At 71.2% G+C, this 17017-nt stretch carries 11 protein-coding genes; 7 read left to right on the top strand and 4 right to left on the bottom strand.

Annotated features, from left to right (window positions below; genetic code table 11):
* The first annotated feature begins 7 nt into the window (after positions 1-7).
* Both KIH74_RS00055 and KIH74_RS00050 read left to right on the top strand, forming a co-directional pair.
* On the top strand, positions 8-511 hold the full coding sequence (locus tag KIH74_RS00055) for a hypothetical protein (protein WP_214153170.1): 504 nt from the start codon (positions 8-10) through the stop codon (positions 509-511).
* A 4-nt stretch (positions 512-515) separates the two neighbouring features.
* Positions 516-1547: a C40 family peptidase gene (locus tag KIH74_RS00050; RefSeq protein ID WP_214153169.1), complete on the top strand. Its 1032-nt coding sequence runs from the start codon at positions 516-518 to the stop codon at positions 1545-1547.
* Positions 1548-1568: 21 nt separating this feature from the next.
* Here KIH74_RS00050 and KIH74_RS00045 read toward each other — a convergent pair whose 3' ends face one another.
* The 3 genes from KIH74_RS00045 to ppk2 form a co-directional block, all read right to left on the bottom strand.
* Positions 1569-5339, bottom strand: a complete 3771-nt coding sequence (locus tag KIH74_RS00045; protein WP_214153168.1) for a hypothetical protein — start codon at positions 5337-5339, stop codon at positions 1569-1571.
* Entirely contained in the window at positions 5340-6182 is an 843-nt protein-coding gene (locus tag KIH74_RS00040) for a 4'-phosphopantetheinyl transferase family protein (protein WP_214153167.1), read from the bottom strand. It lies immediately after the preceding gene.
* A 63-nt stretch (positions 6183-6245) separates the two neighbouring features.
* Positions 6246-7184, bottom strand: a complete 939-nt coding sequence (ppk2, locus tag KIH74_RS00035; RefSeq protein ID WP_214153166.1) for a polyphosphate kinase 2 — start codon at positions 7182-7184, stop codon at positions 6246-6248.
* Positions 7185-7554: 370 nt separating this feature from the next.
* Here ppk2 and KIH74_RS00030 point away from each other — a divergent pair, with 370 nt between their 5' ends.
* The 3 genes from KIH74_RS00030 (at position 7555) to gnd (ending at position 11406) form a co-directional block, all read left to right on the top strand.
* Entirely contained in the window at positions 7555-8988 is a 1434-nt protein-coding gene (locus KIH74_RS00030; RefSeq protein WP_214153165.1) for a hemolysin family protein, read from the top strand.
* 206 nt (positions 8989-9194) lie between these two features.
* Positions 9195-9794 carry a hypothetical protein gene (locus tag KIH74_RS00025; RefSeq protein ID WP_214153164.1) on the top strand — a complete coding sequence of 200 codons (600 nt, stop codon included), beginning with the start codon at positions 9195-9197 and terminating at the stop codon, positions 9792-9794.
* A gap of 148 nt (positions 9795-9942) precedes the next feature.
* Positions 9943-11406, top strand: a complete 1464-nt coding sequence (gene gnd, locus KIH74_RS00020) for an NADP-dependent phosphogluconate dehydrogenase (RefSeq protein ID WP_308113466.1) — start codon at positions 9943-9945, stop codon at positions 11404-11406.
* A gap of 55 nt (positions 11407-11461) precedes the next feature.
* Here gnd and ilvA read toward each other — a convergent pair whose 3' ends face one another.
* A complete protein-coding gene (gene ilvA / locus KIH74_RS00015; RefSeq protein ID WP_214153163.1) occupies positions 11462-12739 on the bottom strand; it encodes a threonine ammonia-lyase IlvA in 1278 nt (425 codons plus the stop codon).
* Positions 12740-12894: 155 nt separating this feature from the next.
* Here ilvA and KIH74_RS00010 point away from each other — a divergent pair, with 155 nt between their 5' ends.
* Together KIH74_RS00010 and KIH74_RS00005 are read left to right on the top strand one after the other, a co-directional pair.
* The gene (locus KIH74_RS00010; RefSeq protein ID WP_214153162.1) at positions 12895-14454 is read left to right on the top strand and encodes a hypothetical protein; all 1560 of its coding nucleotides are present in this window, start codon (positions 12895-12897) and stop codon (positions 14452-14454) included.
* A 164-nt stretch (positions 14455-14618) separates the two neighbouring features.
* Positions 14619-16667, top strand: a complete 2049-nt coding sequence (locus tag KIH74_RS00005) for a S9 family peptidase (RefSeq protein WP_214153161.1) — start codon at positions 14619-14621, stop codon at positions 16665-16667.
* Positions 16668-17017 lie beyond the last annotated feature (350 nt).

The raw sequence follows: 17017 nt of genomic DNA, 5'->3' as shown, positions 1-17017 counted from the left end.
GGTACCGATGCTGGCTGACTTCATGACCTGGCTGTTCGACAGCCCGCGTCGGCTACTGGTGGTCAGTCTCGGCGCGATCATCCTGATCTTCGTGCTGGGCAGCAGCCTGCTCGGGAACGACACCGGCAGCGCGGTCACCGGCGACGACACCTCGTCCACCGCCGCGACCGCCGCGGTGGTGCCGGAGTCCAGCGAGTACGTCACCACCGCGGTCGATTTCGTCAGGGAGTGGGCCGAGCTGCGCTCCGGCGAGACGCAGGAGGAGTGGCGCGCCCGGCTCACCCCGCTGGCCACCGCCGACTACGCCAAGGCCCTGGAGACCACCGACACGGCGACCCTGCCGGGCGCCCAGCCGGAGGGCGAGCCGGTGGTCCGTTTCCTCGCCCAGGAGTCGGCCATGATCGCCGTACCTCTGGCCAACGGCGACTCGGTGCTGGTCACGGTCGTCACCGGCGAGGGCACCTCCGCGCCGAAGGTGTCCGACGTGCAGCCGAACGCGGGGGACTACTGACGCCATGGGACGGGTTCCGCTGCGACTGGTGATCGCCCTGCTGGCGGTCCTCGGACTGATGGGCGCCGGCCTGGTGGTGATCCCGGCCATGATGATGATGGGTATCGCCGGCGTCGAGGCCGACGACTCCAGCGGGGTCAGCAGCACCATGTGCAGCCCGATCGCCCAGACCGGCAACACCGACGTCACGCTCGGCGAGGACCAGCTCGCCAACGCCCAGACCGTGATCGAGACCGGGGTGTCCCTGGAGATCCCGGCCCGCGGCCTGGTGGTGGCGGTGGCCACCGCGATGCAGGAGTCGACCCTCCAGAACCTCTCCGGCGGCGACCGCGACAGCATGGGCCTGTTCCAGCAGCGTGGTGGCTGGGGCTCGGCCTCACAGCGCACCGACCCGGTCATGGCCTCCACGATGTTCTACACCGGAGGCAAGGCGGGCCAGCCCGGCCTGCTGGACATCGACGGCTGGCAATCGATGACCGTGACCGACGCGGCGCAGGCCGTGCAGCGATCGGCCTTCCCGTTCGCCTACGCCCGCTGGGAGTCACTGGCCACCTCGCTGGTCGAGTCCGTGGTCGGCGACGACCCGCTGGGCTGCGACGACAACGCGGTCGGCGCCGACCTGCCGGACGGCGCGGTCGGCGACATGCTCCAGGTCGCGCTGGAGCAGCAGGGTGACCCGTACGTGTGGGGTGCGGTCGGCCCGGACTCCTTCGACTGTTCCGGCCTGGTCGTGTACTCCTGGCGGCAGGCCGGGCACCCGCTGAAGATCCGCACGGCGGCGCAGATGTACGACAACTCGACGCACGTGGAACCCGGCGACGAGCAGCCCGGCGACCTGCTGTTCGGCGCACTCGGTGAGCGCGGCTCCGCCGGGCACGTGATGATCGTGCTGGAGCCCGGCACCGCGGTGCAGGCACCGGAGACCGGCCGCGACGTCCAGATCACGAAATACACCGCGGACGACGTGAACTGGAAGCTCGGGCGACTCGACGACTCCGCCTTCGCCCGCACCAAGCCGGCCGGGGCGGCTGCCTGAATCACAGGCTCCAGGCGGAACTCAGGCGGGCACCCGCATCAGCTCGACCGTGATCACCGTGTCGTCCATGATCGCCACCGCCCCGCCCATGGCCGTGTCGTTACCCTCCCCCCGCGCGGCCTGGGCCGAGGCCTGGCTGAGCGACCGCTCCACCGCCGGCCAGTCCACCGCCGCCCAGGCCGGCCACGACGACGGCTCCCCCGGCAGCCGCACGGTGAGCCGCCCCCGGAAGGTCCGGCCGTTGGCGACCTCCATGGTGACGAACCAGACGTCGATCTTCTCCAGCGTCTCCCCGTAGCCGTACCCCGGCGGCCCGTACACCTCCAGGGCCCGGGCCAGGTTCCGCAGTGTCTCCCGCAGCACCCCGGGCCGGTCCGGCGTCCGCAGAAAGACCTGGAGCAGCAGGCGTTCCCGCAAGGTGGAGGCACCGTCGAGGGTGCGGGCGCTGAGCCTGCGGTCGACGGCGACGATCAGCCGGTCCGAGGGCCGCATCCAGCGCTGGAGGGCACCTCGCAGGGCGTCGTCGGGGGTGGCCGCCTCCAGCCGGTCCCGGCCGACCAGGAACAGCACGGTCTGCCCGTAGACACCCTCCACGGTCAGTCCGGCGAGCTCGAAATTCGGTGCCTGGGTGGCCAGTCCGGTCAGCACGTCGCGCAGCAGCCCGACCCGGGAGTGCGCGGTCAGGGCCAGGGTGCGCCAGTTGCGTTCCGGCCCGGCCGCCGCCTCGTCGTCCGGAACGACGTCGAAGTCCTTGTCGCTCAGTGGTTTCGAGACCGGCAGCGCCGGGAAGGGCGGCTGTTCGGCGTTGATCTGCACGAGCACCGACAGCTTGCCACCGCCGAAGGCCATACCGTCCATCCGGTGCACCCGGTAGAGGAACGAGCCCAGCCCGCGCAGCGAGTCGCCCCGCCGGTAGGTCACCCCGACGCTGAGCTCCATCCAGCGCAGGTTCCGGCCGGCCTGACCGGCCGGCGGCGGGGCCGGGATCTGCACGCTGCCGACCTGGAAGTTGTACCGGGCCGCGGCCGAGACCACGGCCATCACCGGGTGCCGGGCGAGGGTCACCGCGACCGGTGTCACCGGCATCCCGATCATGATCTGGAACAGCCATTCCGGCGGCTCCTGCGGTGCCACACGGTCGGGATCGAGCGGTACCGGCGCCACCACGTCGTCCTTGTCGCCGTTGGCCGAGCGCCAGTCGTCCACCGGCTGGTCGCGGAAGACCAGGTAGGTCATGGCCCGCCCGGCGGTGGCCGCCTGCACCGCCCCGAGCAGGTTGACCTGGTCCGGCACCGGGACGGCGGTACCGGCACTTCCGGACGACACGAACCGCACCAGCGACCGCCGCGCGGTGCGGGTCAGGCCGGCGATCGGGCCGGTGGTCTGGCTGCGGTCGAGCAGTCGTAGCAGCTGTCCTTCTCCCGCGGGCCGGGTGACCACGTAGGCGAACGCGTCCCGGCCGAGTAGCAGGGCCTCGGTGATCAGGGCCCGGCTGCGCCGACCGCGCAGCATGTCCACCCGTGCGTACTCCGGGGAGTAGGCGCTGACCACCCGCATCCGGGCCGACCGCGAGTACCGGCCGGGCCGCGGACGGCGTGGCTCGGTGCGCCGGAACCGCAGCATCAGCAGGCCCTGCACGACGAACGCGGTGGCGGCCGACCAGGCGGCGTAGCGCAGCGGCAGCAGGGCCAGGGCCATGGCGAGCAGCACGGTCGGCAGCACCGACCCGAACATCAGCCAGTAGGTTGCCCGAGTCAGCAACCCGCGCAGGGTGAAGGCGTGCCCGAGTTCGACCCGGCCGGCCAGCACCGCCGAGAACAGCGTGAGGATGGTGGCCAGCACCTGCACGGCGTCCCCCGCGCCGTCCCCCGTCGGTGGGTACAGCGCCAGCAGCACGCAGAGCACCCCGAGCACGGCCAGGTTCAGCCCACCGGTGTACCTGGCGACGTCGGACACCTCGGACAGCGCCAGGTCCGCCTCGATCCGGGCGCGGATCGGGCGGGCCCGGATCGCGATGTCGTCCACCGCCCCGGCCCTCAGCATCACCAGGTTCACACTGGCCGTGTTCACGTCGACGCGCCGGCGCATCCAGCGCGGGAACCAGGACCCGGAGTCCCAGGCCCTCCACAGGCCGGCCATCCCGTCGCCGAGGGCACCGTCGGCCCGAACCCGGTCCAGGTGCGTGCGCAGTTCCCGGAGCCGCTCGTCGAGCTGCCGGGTGAGTTCCTCCCGGGTGGCCCGGCGCGGGGTGCGGGTCAGCAGGTCCTTCAGCCGGCGCGGCGCCCCGTCGTCCGCAAGTTCCTCGTGGGTCGCCTCGACCAGGTAGTAGCGCAGGCTGTCGAGCGCGGAATCGACCTTGTGCAGGGCCATCTCGGCGATCTGCACGTCCACCCAGGAGGCGGGCCGGTCGGACGGCATGTGCCGGGGGAACAGCCGGCGCATCAGCGCCTCCAGCCGCTCGAACGGCGCGGGCAGTTCCACGTCGATCCGGCCCTGCACCCGGTCGCCGCGGCAGACCACACCGTCCGGGAGCACCAGGCGGATCTGCCGGTCGGCGTGCGCGGTCGGGGCGAGCAGGTCGATGCTGAGCAGCGCCCGGGGCTGGAACCAGGCCCGGCCGTAGCGGACCAGGCGGCGCGAGGGCACGTGCACCGTGTAGGACATCGGCCGGCCCTGGTCCTCGACCGCGATCACCACCAGAGTGGTGCCGATCAGCGCCTCGAGGATCTCCCCGACGTGGGATCCGAGAACCGGCCGCAGCCGCCCGTTCTCCTCCAGCCACAGGTCCATCGTGATCGGGGCGGTGACCGGGCCGTCCGAGCCACCCGGACCCGAGGGCCCGGTCAGGACTTTCATCACCTCGGTGTCGAGACCGGCCGGCCGCGAGCCGGATTCACCAGCCCGCTCGGATTCACCACCCCGCACGGACAGGCTCGATCCTGGGACGATGAAACCGCCGTCCCGGGGCGCACTCCCGACCGGAGTCGCGAGCGCGACGGTGTCGTCCGTGGCCAGGGCGATGTCCGCCGCGAGGATCCCGTCGAGCAGCGCGCGGGCGTCCCGGATCCCCTCGGGCACGGTTCCGCCGGCCGGCAGCTCGCCCCCCTCACCGACCGCCGAGGCCCCGGGCAGCATCCGCCGGATCGCCGCGGACAGCAACAACTTCTGCGTCCGCTGCACCACCGCGCCGGGTTCCGGGGCGAGCTGCTGCGGACGCCGCGTCATCACGTTGAGGATCATCTCGGCCAGCGCGGCGGACAGCCTCTGCCGCACCTCGCCCTGGGTCAGCCGGTGGATGCGCTGCCCGGTGGCATCACTGACCTCCAGGGTGGCGATCGGGTCGGCCTCGTCGTCGGACCACCGGTCGATCGGCACCTCGAACTGGCGTTCCTCGCGCGGTTCCCGGAAGAACCGCGGGTCCCGCCCGCGCCGCCCGACGTCGCGCCGCCGCATCGGCGGCAGGGCCAGCAGCGGCAGCCAGGTCAGCCCGGCGTCCAGCTCGAACGCCTCGTGGTCGGCGTAGGACAGGTCGACGTCGACGATCACGTCGGTGTCCACCGCCTGGGCCAGATTGACGTGCAGCACCTCGGTGGTCCGCCGGCACCAGGAGTTGTTCGCCACCAGGTACAGCAGCTCCCGCCCCAGCCGGGAGTCGCGTTCGAAACGAACGTCCTCGCTGCGGTACTCCTCCAGCGTCACCTGGCTCAGCGCCAGCCGCAGCCGTTCGGTGCGGGAGACGACCGCCCGCTGCTGCTCGTCGGTCCCGGCGTCGGTACTCGCGGTCTCCGGCATTCAGCCGATCCCGAGGCCGGCACCGGAAGCCGAACCGGAACCCGGGGCCGAACCGATCCCGACCCGGTTCACCACCGGCGGCTCCGGCCACCCCTCGTCCCGCAGCACCGCCACCGCCGCGGCCACGTCGGGCGCCAGTTCCAGGTCCGTGCCCGCGGCCCGGCCCACCCCGGCCGGCATGGTGGCCGACCAGCTGCCCCCGGCACCGTCCGCCGTCACCACGTCCCGCAGCGGCAGCGACAGCCCGTGCCCGCTGGCCTTGACCGACGACTCCTTGCGCGCCCAGGTGACCAGCCGCCGGTGCTCCTGGTCGGCCCGGCGCTCGGTGGCGGCCCATTCCTGGTCGGCGAAGATCGAGCTGCGCAGCGCGTTCCAGTCGACCGTGCGGGTCTGCTCGGCGTCCACCCCCAGCTGCACGCCAGGGGCGGCGAGCGCCACGATCACCACCTCGCCCGAGTGCGACAGGTTGATCTCGACCGGCCGCTCGTCGTCACCCGTGTCGAGAAACGGCTTGCCGTGGCCGTACTCGCCGCAGGAGATGCAGAACGCGCCGAGCTCGATCCGGTTCGGCGGGGTGCCGGTCACGGCCGCCAGCAGCCGCCGCAGCAGGGCGTGCGCGGCCAGGCCGCGGTCGCGGTCCTCGGCCCGGCGGTAGCGGGCGATCTTGGCCAGCCGGCGTTCGTCCAGGCTGGCGGCCAGCCCGTCGCGGACGTCGTCCGTCAGGTTCCCGACGTCCACCCGGGACCACCAGATCTCCAGCGCCGCCCCGCTGGGCGCCGGGTGACTGCCCGGCGGCGGGACGGCGGTCAGGGGGCGCTCCTGGGGCGTGCGGGCTTCGGGCATCTGGACAGAATGCCGTGCCGGGCGCGGCATCGCCACGGAACCCCCACAATTCAGCCCTGACGTCTACAGTCGCGGGAAGTACCGGGAGGTGTGCTCACCGTGCTCGTACACTTCCGCGGCGAGGCCCACGATCAGCGGGTCCGGGGTGCCCACGACCTCCTCGTCCTTGCCCTCGTAGGGGAAGCGGTGCAGCACGTGCCGCATGGCACCCAGCCGGGCCCGCTTCTTGTCGTTGCTCTTCACCACGGTCCACGGCGCGTCGGCGGTGTCGGTGTAGAAGAACATCGCCTCCTTGGCCTCGGTGTAGTCCTGCCACTTGTCCAGCGAGGCGAGGTCCATCGGCGAGAGCTTCCACTGCCGCACCGGGTCGACCTGGCGGATCAGGAAGCGGGTGCGCTGTTCCTGCTGCGACACCGAGAACCAGAACTTGACCAGCCGGATCCCGGAGCGCACCAGCATGCGTTCCAGTTCCGGGGCCTGGCGCATGAACTCCAGGTACTCGGGCGCCGAGCAGAAGCCCATCACCCGCTCCACGCCGGCCCGGTTGTACCAGGACCGGTCGAACAGCACGATCTCGCCGCGGGTGGGCAGTTCCTTCACGTAGCGCTGGAAGTACCACTCACCCTGCTCGCGCTCGCTGGGCTTCTCCAGGGCGACCACCCGGGCGCCGCGCGGGTTCAGGTGCTCCATGAACCGCTTGATCGTGCCGCCCTTGCCGGCGGCGTCGCGGCCCTCGAACAGGATGACGACCTTCTCGCCGGAGCTCTTCACCCAGTTCTGGAGCTTCAGCAGCTCGATCTGGAGCAGGCGCTTCTCCGCGTCGTAGATGTCACGGCGCAGCCGCTCGGTGTACGGGTAGCCCTCCCGCCAGGTGTCCACCGGGTCGCCGTCCGCGGTGATCAGCACCGGGTCGTCGTCGTCCGAGTTGTCCACGCTCAGCCCGTCCAGCGGCAGGTCGGCGCTCGGCGTCCCCGGCTCCTCGGCCGCAGGCTGGTTCTCCATCAGTCCGTCTCCGTTCCGCCGGTCGACCAGGACCAGGCACCCGATCTCGAACCCTCGCACCGGTGGCGGCCCGCCGACAGGCCCGGAATCCGGGTTTCACGGCAGAATGGGCAGGAGTTCACCGGTCGTTGGGCGAAGACCGGGCCCAGTTCCTCCAGCAGTGCCTTCACGGTCCTTCCGTGGTCCCACGGTCACCCGCGGCGCAGCGCTCGGCAACACCAGAATTGTGGACGGCGAAGAGCCCCGTGACCTGCGCGGCCGTCGTCCTCACCGGCTGCGGGCGAAGGTTCTCGGGAGGCGCCGTGATCGGCACTGCCGGATGATGGGCGCCATTCGTTGATCATGTGCGCCTGAAGGAGACAAGCACACCATGTGGGTCGAGATCGCCCTGGTCGCCGTGCTGATCCTGATCAACGCCGCGCTGTCGGGCTCGGAGATGGCGCTGGTCTCGTTACGCGAGAGCCAGATCAACCGGCTCGCCGCGGACAGCGAGAAGGGCCGCCGGCTGGCCAGACTCACCAGTGACCCGAACCAGTTCCTGTCCACCATCCAGATCGGCATCACGCTGGCCGGGGCACTGGCCTCGGCGACCGCCGCGGTGTCGCTGGCCCAGCCGCTGATCGAGCCACTGGGTTTCCTGGGCAGCGCGGCCGACCCGGTCGCGGTGTTCATCGTGACCGTGGTGCTCACCTACTTCACGCTGGTGGTGGGCGAACTCGCGCCCAAGCGGATCGCGATGCAGACCGCGCAGGGCTGGGCGATGCGGGCGGCCGGGCCGATCAATCTGATCGCCACGCTGGCCCGTCCGCTGGTCTGGGTGCTGGCGCGGTCCACCGAGCTGGTCGTGCGGATGGTCGGCCTGGACCCGAAGGCGGTGCGCGAGGAGGTCTCCGAGGAGGAGATCAAGGACATGATCGCGTCCCAGGAGTCCATCCCCGAGCAGCAGCGCTCGATCATCGAGGGCGCGCTGGAGCTGGACGAGCGCAAGCTCTACCAGGTGCTGGTGCCGCGCACCGACGTGGTCTTCGTGACCGCCGCGCAAGACGCGTCCACGGCCCGTGACCTGCTGATCGAGGCCGGTCTGTCGCGGGCGCCGGTGATCGGCGAGACCGAGGACGACGTGATCGGTTTCGTGCACCTGCGGCAGCTGGTGGCCGGGGTCGGGTCGGTCTCCGACTACGTCCGCCCGGCGCTGGTGCTGCCCGACTCGGCCGGCGTGCTCCAGGCGCTGGGCCGCATGCAGCAGCAGCGCGGTCAGCTGGCCCTGGTGATGGACGAGTTCGGCGCCGTGGCCGGCATCGTCACGCTGGAAGACTTGCTGGAGGAGATCGTCGGGGAGATCTACGACGAGTTCGACCTGGACACAGCACAGGTCGTGCACCGCCCGGACGGCGACATCGAGCTGAACGGCTCGTTCCCCGCCCACGACCTGCCCGACCTGGGCATCGACCTGGACGCCGGGCGCAGCGCCACGATCGCCGGGATCATGCTGGAGGCCCTCGGCGAGTTCCCGGCCGCCGGCACCGAGACGGTGGTCGGCCACTGGCGTCTCACGGCCATCGAGGTCACCCCGCGGGCCATCCTCCGGGTCCAGGTGCATCCCCTCGACGAGCAGGAGCTCAACCAGATCGAGGAGGCCAAGGTCGCGGCCCGGCAGGCCCGGGAGAACCGCGACCTGCCGCCCGCCCCGGAGATCCCGCGGGAGGGCGACGCGCGGCCGGCGGCCCCCCGCCCCACGGCCGAGGAACTGGCCGGTCTGGACCTGACCCCGAGCGATCCCCCGGCCCGCACCGACCAGTCCTGAGCCAGTTCCGATCCCGTTCCGACCCGATTCCGACGACGCCGCTGGTCAGGACACCGACGCCGACAGGTGCACAGTCGGTGCCTGGCTTTAGCAGCGAGGCGGATTGATATGCAACCGTCAGGTCCGGGATAATTCCTACCGGCTCAGTGCTCCTCCTTGGGCTGCTTCAACCGCTTTATCCCACGGCCGAAAGGGTTGTTGCGCTGATGGCAGGTGAACGGACCGGTCCGAGCACGCCGCAGATCGTGCTGATCGCGGTGCTGGCGACACCTGTCGTGCTGATTCTGATCTTCTGGCTGATCGGCAGCGGCGGGGGCGACAGCGCCGCCGCCAAGACCGACCTTCCCAACCTGGTCGGCAAGGGCCTGGAGTGGGCCAAGGACAAGGCCGACAAGGCCGGGTTCGACGACGTCGAGACCCACGACGCGCTGGGCCGCGACCGCCGCTGGAGCGACGACAAGGAATGGGTCGTCTGCTTCCAGACCCCCGCGGCCGGTGCGGTCGGCGAGGACGTCGAGGTCAAGCTGGGCGCGGTCAAGATCGACGAGAAGTGCCCCTCCAGCGACCAGGCGCTCTACAAGGTCGCCACCACCGAGATGCCCGACCTGAAGAACCGCACGGCCTACATGGCCTCGCAGATCCTCGGCGACAAGGCCAGCGTCCGCTTCATCGACCGGGAGGACGGCGACGACGTCGACGGCAACCTCGGCGACTGGCGGGTCTGCTCGCAGGAGCCCAAGGCCGGCGAGACCTTCGACGGGGTGCCGGTCAGCGCCCTGGTCGTGCCCTACGAAGAGCGCTGCTGAGGACGCGCTCACCGTTCTCCCGGGTAGAGAGGCCCTGTCCAGGTACTGACCGTCCTGGGTACAACCGGGTCACCCTCCGGACCTTCCATGACGAAACGTCGTGGGTAGCCTGGCAGGTCCGGGGGCTTCTTCGAGTCTGAGGAGAACGGTGAGCACTGACGTCACGTCCAAGACCGGTTCGGCCAACATCGGGGTGACCGGCCTGGCCGTCATGGGCCGCAACCTGGCCCGCAACCTGGCCCGTCACGGTCACAAGGTGGCCGTCCACAACCGCACCTACGCCCGCACCCAGAGCCTGGTCGAAGACCATGGCGACGAGGGCACCTTCGTGCCCGGCGAAACCCTTGAAGAATTCGTCGACTCCCTCCAGAAACCCCGCGTCGTCATCGTCATGGTGAAAGCCGGGCCGGGCACCGACGCCGTCATCGACGACCTGGTGCCGCTCCTCGAAGAGGGCGACATCGTGGTCGACACCGGTAACGCGCACTTCGCCGACACCCGCCGTCGCGAGGAGGCGCTGAAGGCCAGGGGCCTGCACTTCGTCGGCTGTGGCGTGAGCGGCGGTGAGGAGGGCGCGCTGCTCGGGCCGAGCATCATGCCGGGCGGCTCGAAGTGGGCCTACGACCGGCTCGGCCCGATGTTCGAGTCGATCGCCGCGCAGGTCGACGGCACACCGTGCTGCACGCACGTCGGCCCGGACGGCGCCGGTCACTTCGTCAAGATGGTGCACAACGGCATCGAGTACGCCGACATGCAGCTGATCGCCGAGGCCTACGACCTGCTCCGGCAGGGCCTGGGCGCCACGCCGGCCGAGATCGCCGACATCTTCCGCACCTGGAACGAGGGCGATCTGGAGTCGTTCCTGATCGAGATCACCGTCGACGTGCTCAGCCACACCGACGCCCGCACCGGTAAGCCCTTCGTCGACATCGTGCAGGACCAGGCCGAGCAGAAGGGCACCGGCCGCTGGACCGTGCAGAACGCGCTGGAGCTGGGCGTACCGATCACCGGCATCGCCGAGGCCACCTTCGCCCGGTCGCTGTCCGGTCACGCCGCCCAGCGGGCCGCGGCCGGTGAGGCCTTCGGCTCCGGGGTGACCGGCGGCTGGGTGGCCGAGGCCGACCGCGACGCGTTCGTCGAAGACGTCCGCGCAGCGCTCTACGCCTCCAAAGTGGTCGCCTACGCTCAGGGTTTCGACCACATCGCGGCGGGCAGCGAGGAGTTCGGCTGGGACATCGACCGGGGCACCACCGCCACCATCTGGCGCGGCGGCTGCATCATCCGGGCCCGGTTCCTCGACCGCATCCGCGAGGCCTACGACGCCGATCCACAGCTCCAGAGCCTGCTGGTGGCACCGTATTTCGCCGACGCGGTGAGCAAGGGCGCCGACTCCTGGCGCCGGGTGGTAGTGGCAGCCGCCACGAACGGCGTTGCCGCTCCGGCCTTCTCGTCGTCACTGGCGTACTACGACGGCCTGCGCCGCGACCGGCTCCCGGCCGCGCTGATCCAGGGTCTGCGCGATCTGTTCGGCGCGCACACCTACCGGCGCGTCGACGACGAGGGCTCGTTCCACACGCTGTGGGCGGCGGACAAGTCCGAGACCGAGGCCTGAGGGTCACATTGAGGACGACGATGAGCTGTCGACAAGCTCATCGTCGTCCTCAATTTCACAGCAGATAACGGAAGAGCGGACTGCCGGCCGGGATCTTCTCGATGTTCGGCGGCGAGGCCTGCATCCGGGCGAGCAGCGCGGGCAGGTCGTCCGGGCTGCCCAGCTCGATCCCGACCAGCGCCGGTCCGGTCTCCCGATTGTTCCGCTTCACGTACTCGAACAGCGTGATGTCGTCGTCCTCGCCCAGCACGCCGTCGAGGAACCGCCGCAGCGCACCGGGCTCCTGCGGAAAGTCGACCAGGAAGTAGTGCTTTCGCCCTTCGTGGATCAGGGCCCGCTCCACCACCTCGGCGTACCGGCTGACGTCGTTGTTGCCGCCGCTCAGCAGCACCAGCACCGCCGCGCCCGGCTGCGGGCGCACCACGTCGCCGAGGGCGGCCGCGGCCAGCGCGCCGGCCGGCTCGGCGATGATGCCGTCGGACTGGTACAGCTCCAGCATCTCGGCGCAGACCCGGCCCTCGGCCACCGCGACCACCTCGACCTTCGCGTCCCGGATGATCGGGTAGGTCACGTCACCGGCCCGGCGCACCGCGGCGCCGTCCACGAACGCGTCCACCTCGGGCAGCGTGACCGGCTCACCGGCCTGGAGCGCGGCAGCCATGCAGGCGGCACCGGCCGGCTCGACACCGACCAGCCGCACCTCCGGATGCCGTTCGGCCAGCCAGATCGCGGTGCCGGCCAGCAGCCCACCGCCACCGACCGGGATCACCACCACGTCGGGCAGCGCCTCGCCCAGGGCCTCAAGCTGCTCGAACGCCTCCGCCACCGCCGTTCCCTGCCCGGCCACCGTGAGGGGATGATCGAAGGCGGGCACCAGGGTGGCGCCGGTGCGGGAGGCGTCGGCCAGCGCCTCGGCCGCGGCGTCGTCGTAGGTGTCGCCGAGCACCCGGATGTCGACCAGGTCACCGCCGAGCACCGCGATCCGGTCGCGTTTCTGGCGCGGCGTGGTGCGCGGCACGTAGACCCGGCCGTGCACCCCGAGCCTCCCGCAGGCGTAGGCCAGACCCTGGGCGTGGTTGCCGGCGCTGGCACACACCACCCCGGCGTCCCGGGCGGACTGCTCCAGCCGGGAGATCAGGTTGTAGGCGCCCCGCACCTTGTAGGAGCGGACCGGTTGAAGGTCTTCACGTTTCACCCACACCGGGCCACCGGTGCGGGCCCCGAGCCGGTCCAGACGCTGCACCGGCGTGGGGGACAGAACGGCTGAAAGTCGTTGCCGTGCCTGCTCCACGTCGTCCGCGCCCACCGGCGTACCCACCGAACTCGTCGCCATGAGGCGACAGGGTAGGCGCAGGCCGTGCGGGTCTGCCGGGGCGTCTCAGGGTGTGGCCCCCTCCGGGTGACGTCCGGGCGGTCCGGGGTTCAGCCCGGGGGCCCGGCTGCCGAGGACGAGGAGGTCCCCGCGCACCGGCCCTTGGAGATGCACCGATGATTCGCCGCGTCCTCGTCACCGGTACCGTCACGCTCGCCACCCTGCTCGGCCCGGCCGCCGGTATAGCGCTGGCCGCTCCGAGGGCGGTATCGGCGGCCAACGGCGGCACCGCCTCCGCACCGCAGCTCAGCGCGGCCTCCGTACGTCCCGGCCTGGCCTTCACCGTGACCCCGCCGGAGGGCTGCCCCGCCTCCGGCGAGGAGCAGGGTGTCTTCATCACCTTCACCGACAGCGAGGACACCACCCACCAGCTGGCGATCCTGACCACGGACGAGCACGGCACCTGGGGTCCCGCCACGGTGCGGCTGCCGGTGGTGGGTCTGGACGACAGCGGCTCCTGGGACGCGGCCGAGGTGGCCGAGGGCAAGGGATCCCTGGACGTGCTCTGTGTGAGCTCGGACTACGTGATGGCGGGGGCCCGGCCCGGGTTCTCGTCCATGAACCAGAACCAGAACCAGGGGCAGGGGCAGGCCGTGATCGACCCGCCGCCGCACGCCCTCGAGAACGACCCCGAGAACGACCCGGACGACGACTCCGGCGACGACGACTCCGGCGACAGCGTCACTCTGACCTACGCCTCCGCCGCGCTCACCGTCACCGGAGACGCCGCGCAGGTCAGCGTCACTCCCGGCATCGCCCGGCCCGGCGGCAGGGTCACGGTCGCACCGGTGGACATCTGCGGTGCCGGATCCAGCACGGCCCGGCTCCAGGTCATCCCGGTCACCGCGGGCGACGACTCCGGCGATGACGACGGGGACGACGACGGGGACGACCCGGGCGACGACTCCGACGGTTCCGGGGACTCCGACGATTCCGGCGACGGGGACGACGGCGACGAGGACGAGACCGACGTCAGCGGGCTGGGGGCCGAGGCCGATCCGGACTCGGTCGTGACCACCGAGGTGAAGATCAGCGGCAGCGCCTGGCCGGCCACCCAGCTGACCGTGCCGGACGACGCCGAACCCGGCGACTACGCGGTGACGGTGGACTGCCTCGACAGCTTGCAAGACATCACGAGTCGTTACCAGGCAGTCCCTTTCGCCGTCGGCACCGTGGTCGCGGCGGCACCCGTCTGCGGCACCGCGGGAGCGAGCGTCCGGGTCACCGGCACCTACCCGGAGACCCTGGTCACCGCGGACGGCGACGAGCTGAGCCTGCCGGCCACCCTGAAGTTCGTCGGCGCCGGACCGTGGACCTTCTTCCTCGACTCGGCCCTGACCGACGGCCTCCTGCTCAAACAGCAGGTCACCTGCCCGGTGCCGGACTACGAGCTGACCGTGCCGAAGGCCTCGGTGTCGTCGTCCGGCGCCGTCCAGGCCCGCATCTGCAACACCGGCGAGGCCGACGCCCGGGCCCTGCTCCAGGTGCGCACCAAGAAGGGCAAGTGGATCACCGTGGACCGCAAACTGCTCGACGACGGTGATTGCGCCTGGCTGGACGGCGGCACGGTGAAGAAGGGCGGCTCGGCCAGAGGCCGGGTGCTGATCGACCCGCCCGGCAAGGGCAGCACCGACCTGGCGGTGGAGAAGACCTTCACCGTCCGCCGGAAGGGCTGACCGGCAGGAGCCACCGACGGGGGACGCCGGGCCAGGTGCCCGGGTGCCGGCTCCCATCCCCGGCGCCCGGGCACCAAGGGCAGGCCGGCGTCCCCCGATCGGCTCCCCCGCGGTTCGGCCGTCCTCAAGGGTGCTTCCCCGCCTGATCGCAGTAGCGTTTCCGCATGAGCGACTCCGCGGGTTCCGAACCACCTGTCGTCCCCTACGGCGCCTGGCCGTCTCCGATCAGTGCCGCCGACCTGGTCTCCGGCGTCGTTCAGCCGACCGATGCCTGGCCCGGCGACACCGGCACCTGGTGGTCGCAGAGGCGTCCCGACCAGGGCGGCCGGGAGCAGCTGGTGTTCCGTTCCGCCGACGGCACGATCACCGACGTGCTCGGGCCGGACTGGAGTGTCCGCACCGGCGTGCACGAGTACGGCGGGGCGGCCTGGTGGGTCGCCGGTGACGTGGTTTTCGCGGTGAACTGGGACGACCAGCGGCTCTACCGCGTGGAACCGGGCCGCCGCCCGATTCCACTCACCCCGGCCCCGCCGGTGCGCGGCGCCTGGCGGTACGCCGACGGCCGGGTCACCCCGGACGGGAAAACCGTGATCTGCGTGCGGGAGTCGCACGACGGTGACGAGGTGCGCAACGAGATCGTCGCCGTGTCGGCCACTCCCGGCGACACCACCGATCCGTCCCCCCGGGTTCTGGTCACCGGAACGGATTTCGTCGCGGCACCGCGGATCAGCCCGGACGGCCGGCAACTCGCCTGGATCGAATGGCAGCACCCGAACATGCCCTGGGACAGCACATCCCTGTGGATCGCCGATCTCGTGCAGCACGACGGTCCGGCGCTCGCCGACGCCCGCCTGCTGACCGGGGCGGCGCGTGTCGGGCACGGCCGGACGGCGAGCCGCGACGGCCAGTCCCTGACCCAGCCCGGTTTCGGCCCCGGCGGTGAGCTCCACGTCATCTCCGACGTGTCGGAGTGGTGGAACGTCTATCACGTCGACGACACGACCGGCGCGCTCAGCCCCGTGCTGTCGCTGCGCTCCGAAGTCGGCGGCCCGCCCTGGCTTTTCGGCTTGAGCAAGTACGCGGTGGACGGCGAGGGCCGGGTCTGGCTGACCTATGCCGAGGCCGAGGGCGCGAATCTCGTGCGGGTGGACGACGGAACACCGCAGACCCACGCGCTGCCGTTCCGGTCACTGGAGAATCTGCGTCTGTCACCCGACGGTTCCCGGCTCACCGCGATCGCGGCCCAGGCCACCGCCGAGCTGGCCGTGGTGGAGTTCCGGGCGGACGCGGACGGCGCGCTGTCGTGGAGCGTGCTCAGTGAGGTGCCCGACCACGGGCTGGACCCGTCGGGTATCTCGGTGCCGCAACACGTCACCTTTCCCAGCGTCGGGGGCCGTGACGCCCACGCGCTGCTCTACCCGCCCACCTCGGCCACGGTGCGGGGACCGGAGAACGAGCGACCGCCCCTGATCGTGACCGTGCACGGCGGTCCCACCTCGGCCGCCGGTTCGGCCTTCAAGCTCACCACGCAGTTCTGGACCAGCCGCGGCTTCGCCGTGATCGACGTGAACTACGGCGGCAGCACGGGTTACGGACGCACGTACCGCCGGCTTCTCGACGGTGCGTGGGGCATCGTCGACGTGGAAGACGCCTGTGCGGCGGCCCTCTGGGTCGCGGCGCAAGGGCTGGCCGACCCGGGCCGCCTGGCGATCCGCGGTGGAAGTGCCGGTGGTTACACGGTTCTCGCCGCCCTGGCCACGCGCGACGTCTTCACGGCCGGCGCGAGCCTCTACGGTGTGGCCGACCTGGGAGCCCTGGCCCGCGACACGCACAAGTTCGAATCCCGTTACCTGGACGGCCTGGTCGGGCCGTGGCCGCAGGCGGAGAAGACCTACGCCGAACGCTCGCCGCTGTCGCACATCGACGGATTCGATCGTCCGCTGATCGTGTTGCAGGGCGAGGACGATGCGGTGGTACCCCCGGCCCAGGCCGAGATGATCGTGGCAGCACTGGCTTCCAAGCAGGTGCCGCACAGTTACCTGCTCTTTCCGGGCGAGCAGCACGGGTTCCGCCGGGCGGAGAACATCATCCGCGCCTTCGAGTCCGAACTGTCCTTCTACGGCCAGGTCTTCGGCTTCACCCCGGAGGGCCTCGCCGAACCGGTGCGCATCCGCTTCGGCGAGAATCTGAAGTCCCGCAAGCCCGAGGCGTGAACACCGAACGGTGCGGGGTGGGCGCCGGCCCCACCCCGCACCGTGTGGTGCAGATCAGAACGTGGGACGCCCGAGGCAGGTCCCTGCCGACAGTCACCTGGATGGGTGCCGGGCGATACGGGTAAAACCAGCGGACAACGGGGGCCTATCGGCCATCAGGAAGAACAGGGCCGCGCCGACAACCGCACCGATCCTCAGCCGGGGAACACCACCAGGGCAGTGAGCGAGCAGCTGTGCCGTGGTCGTCAGCCCGGCCGACTACGTGTCACGGGTGAAGCCCTCGCGCTGCGGCGGGTGCAGTCCGGATGTGATCCCGCTGCCCCTAAGGCTCGTGGGTGGCAAACGCAGTG

Source organism: Kineosporia corallincola (assembly GCF_018499875.1).
In the GTDB taxonomy this organism is placed as follows: Bacteria; Actinomycetota; Actinomycetes; order Actinomycetales; family Kineosporiaceae; genus Kineosporia; species Kineosporia corallincola.
Note: the sequence above shows the minus strand (reverse complement) of the source record. Positions and strands in the feature narration are given on the sequence as shown.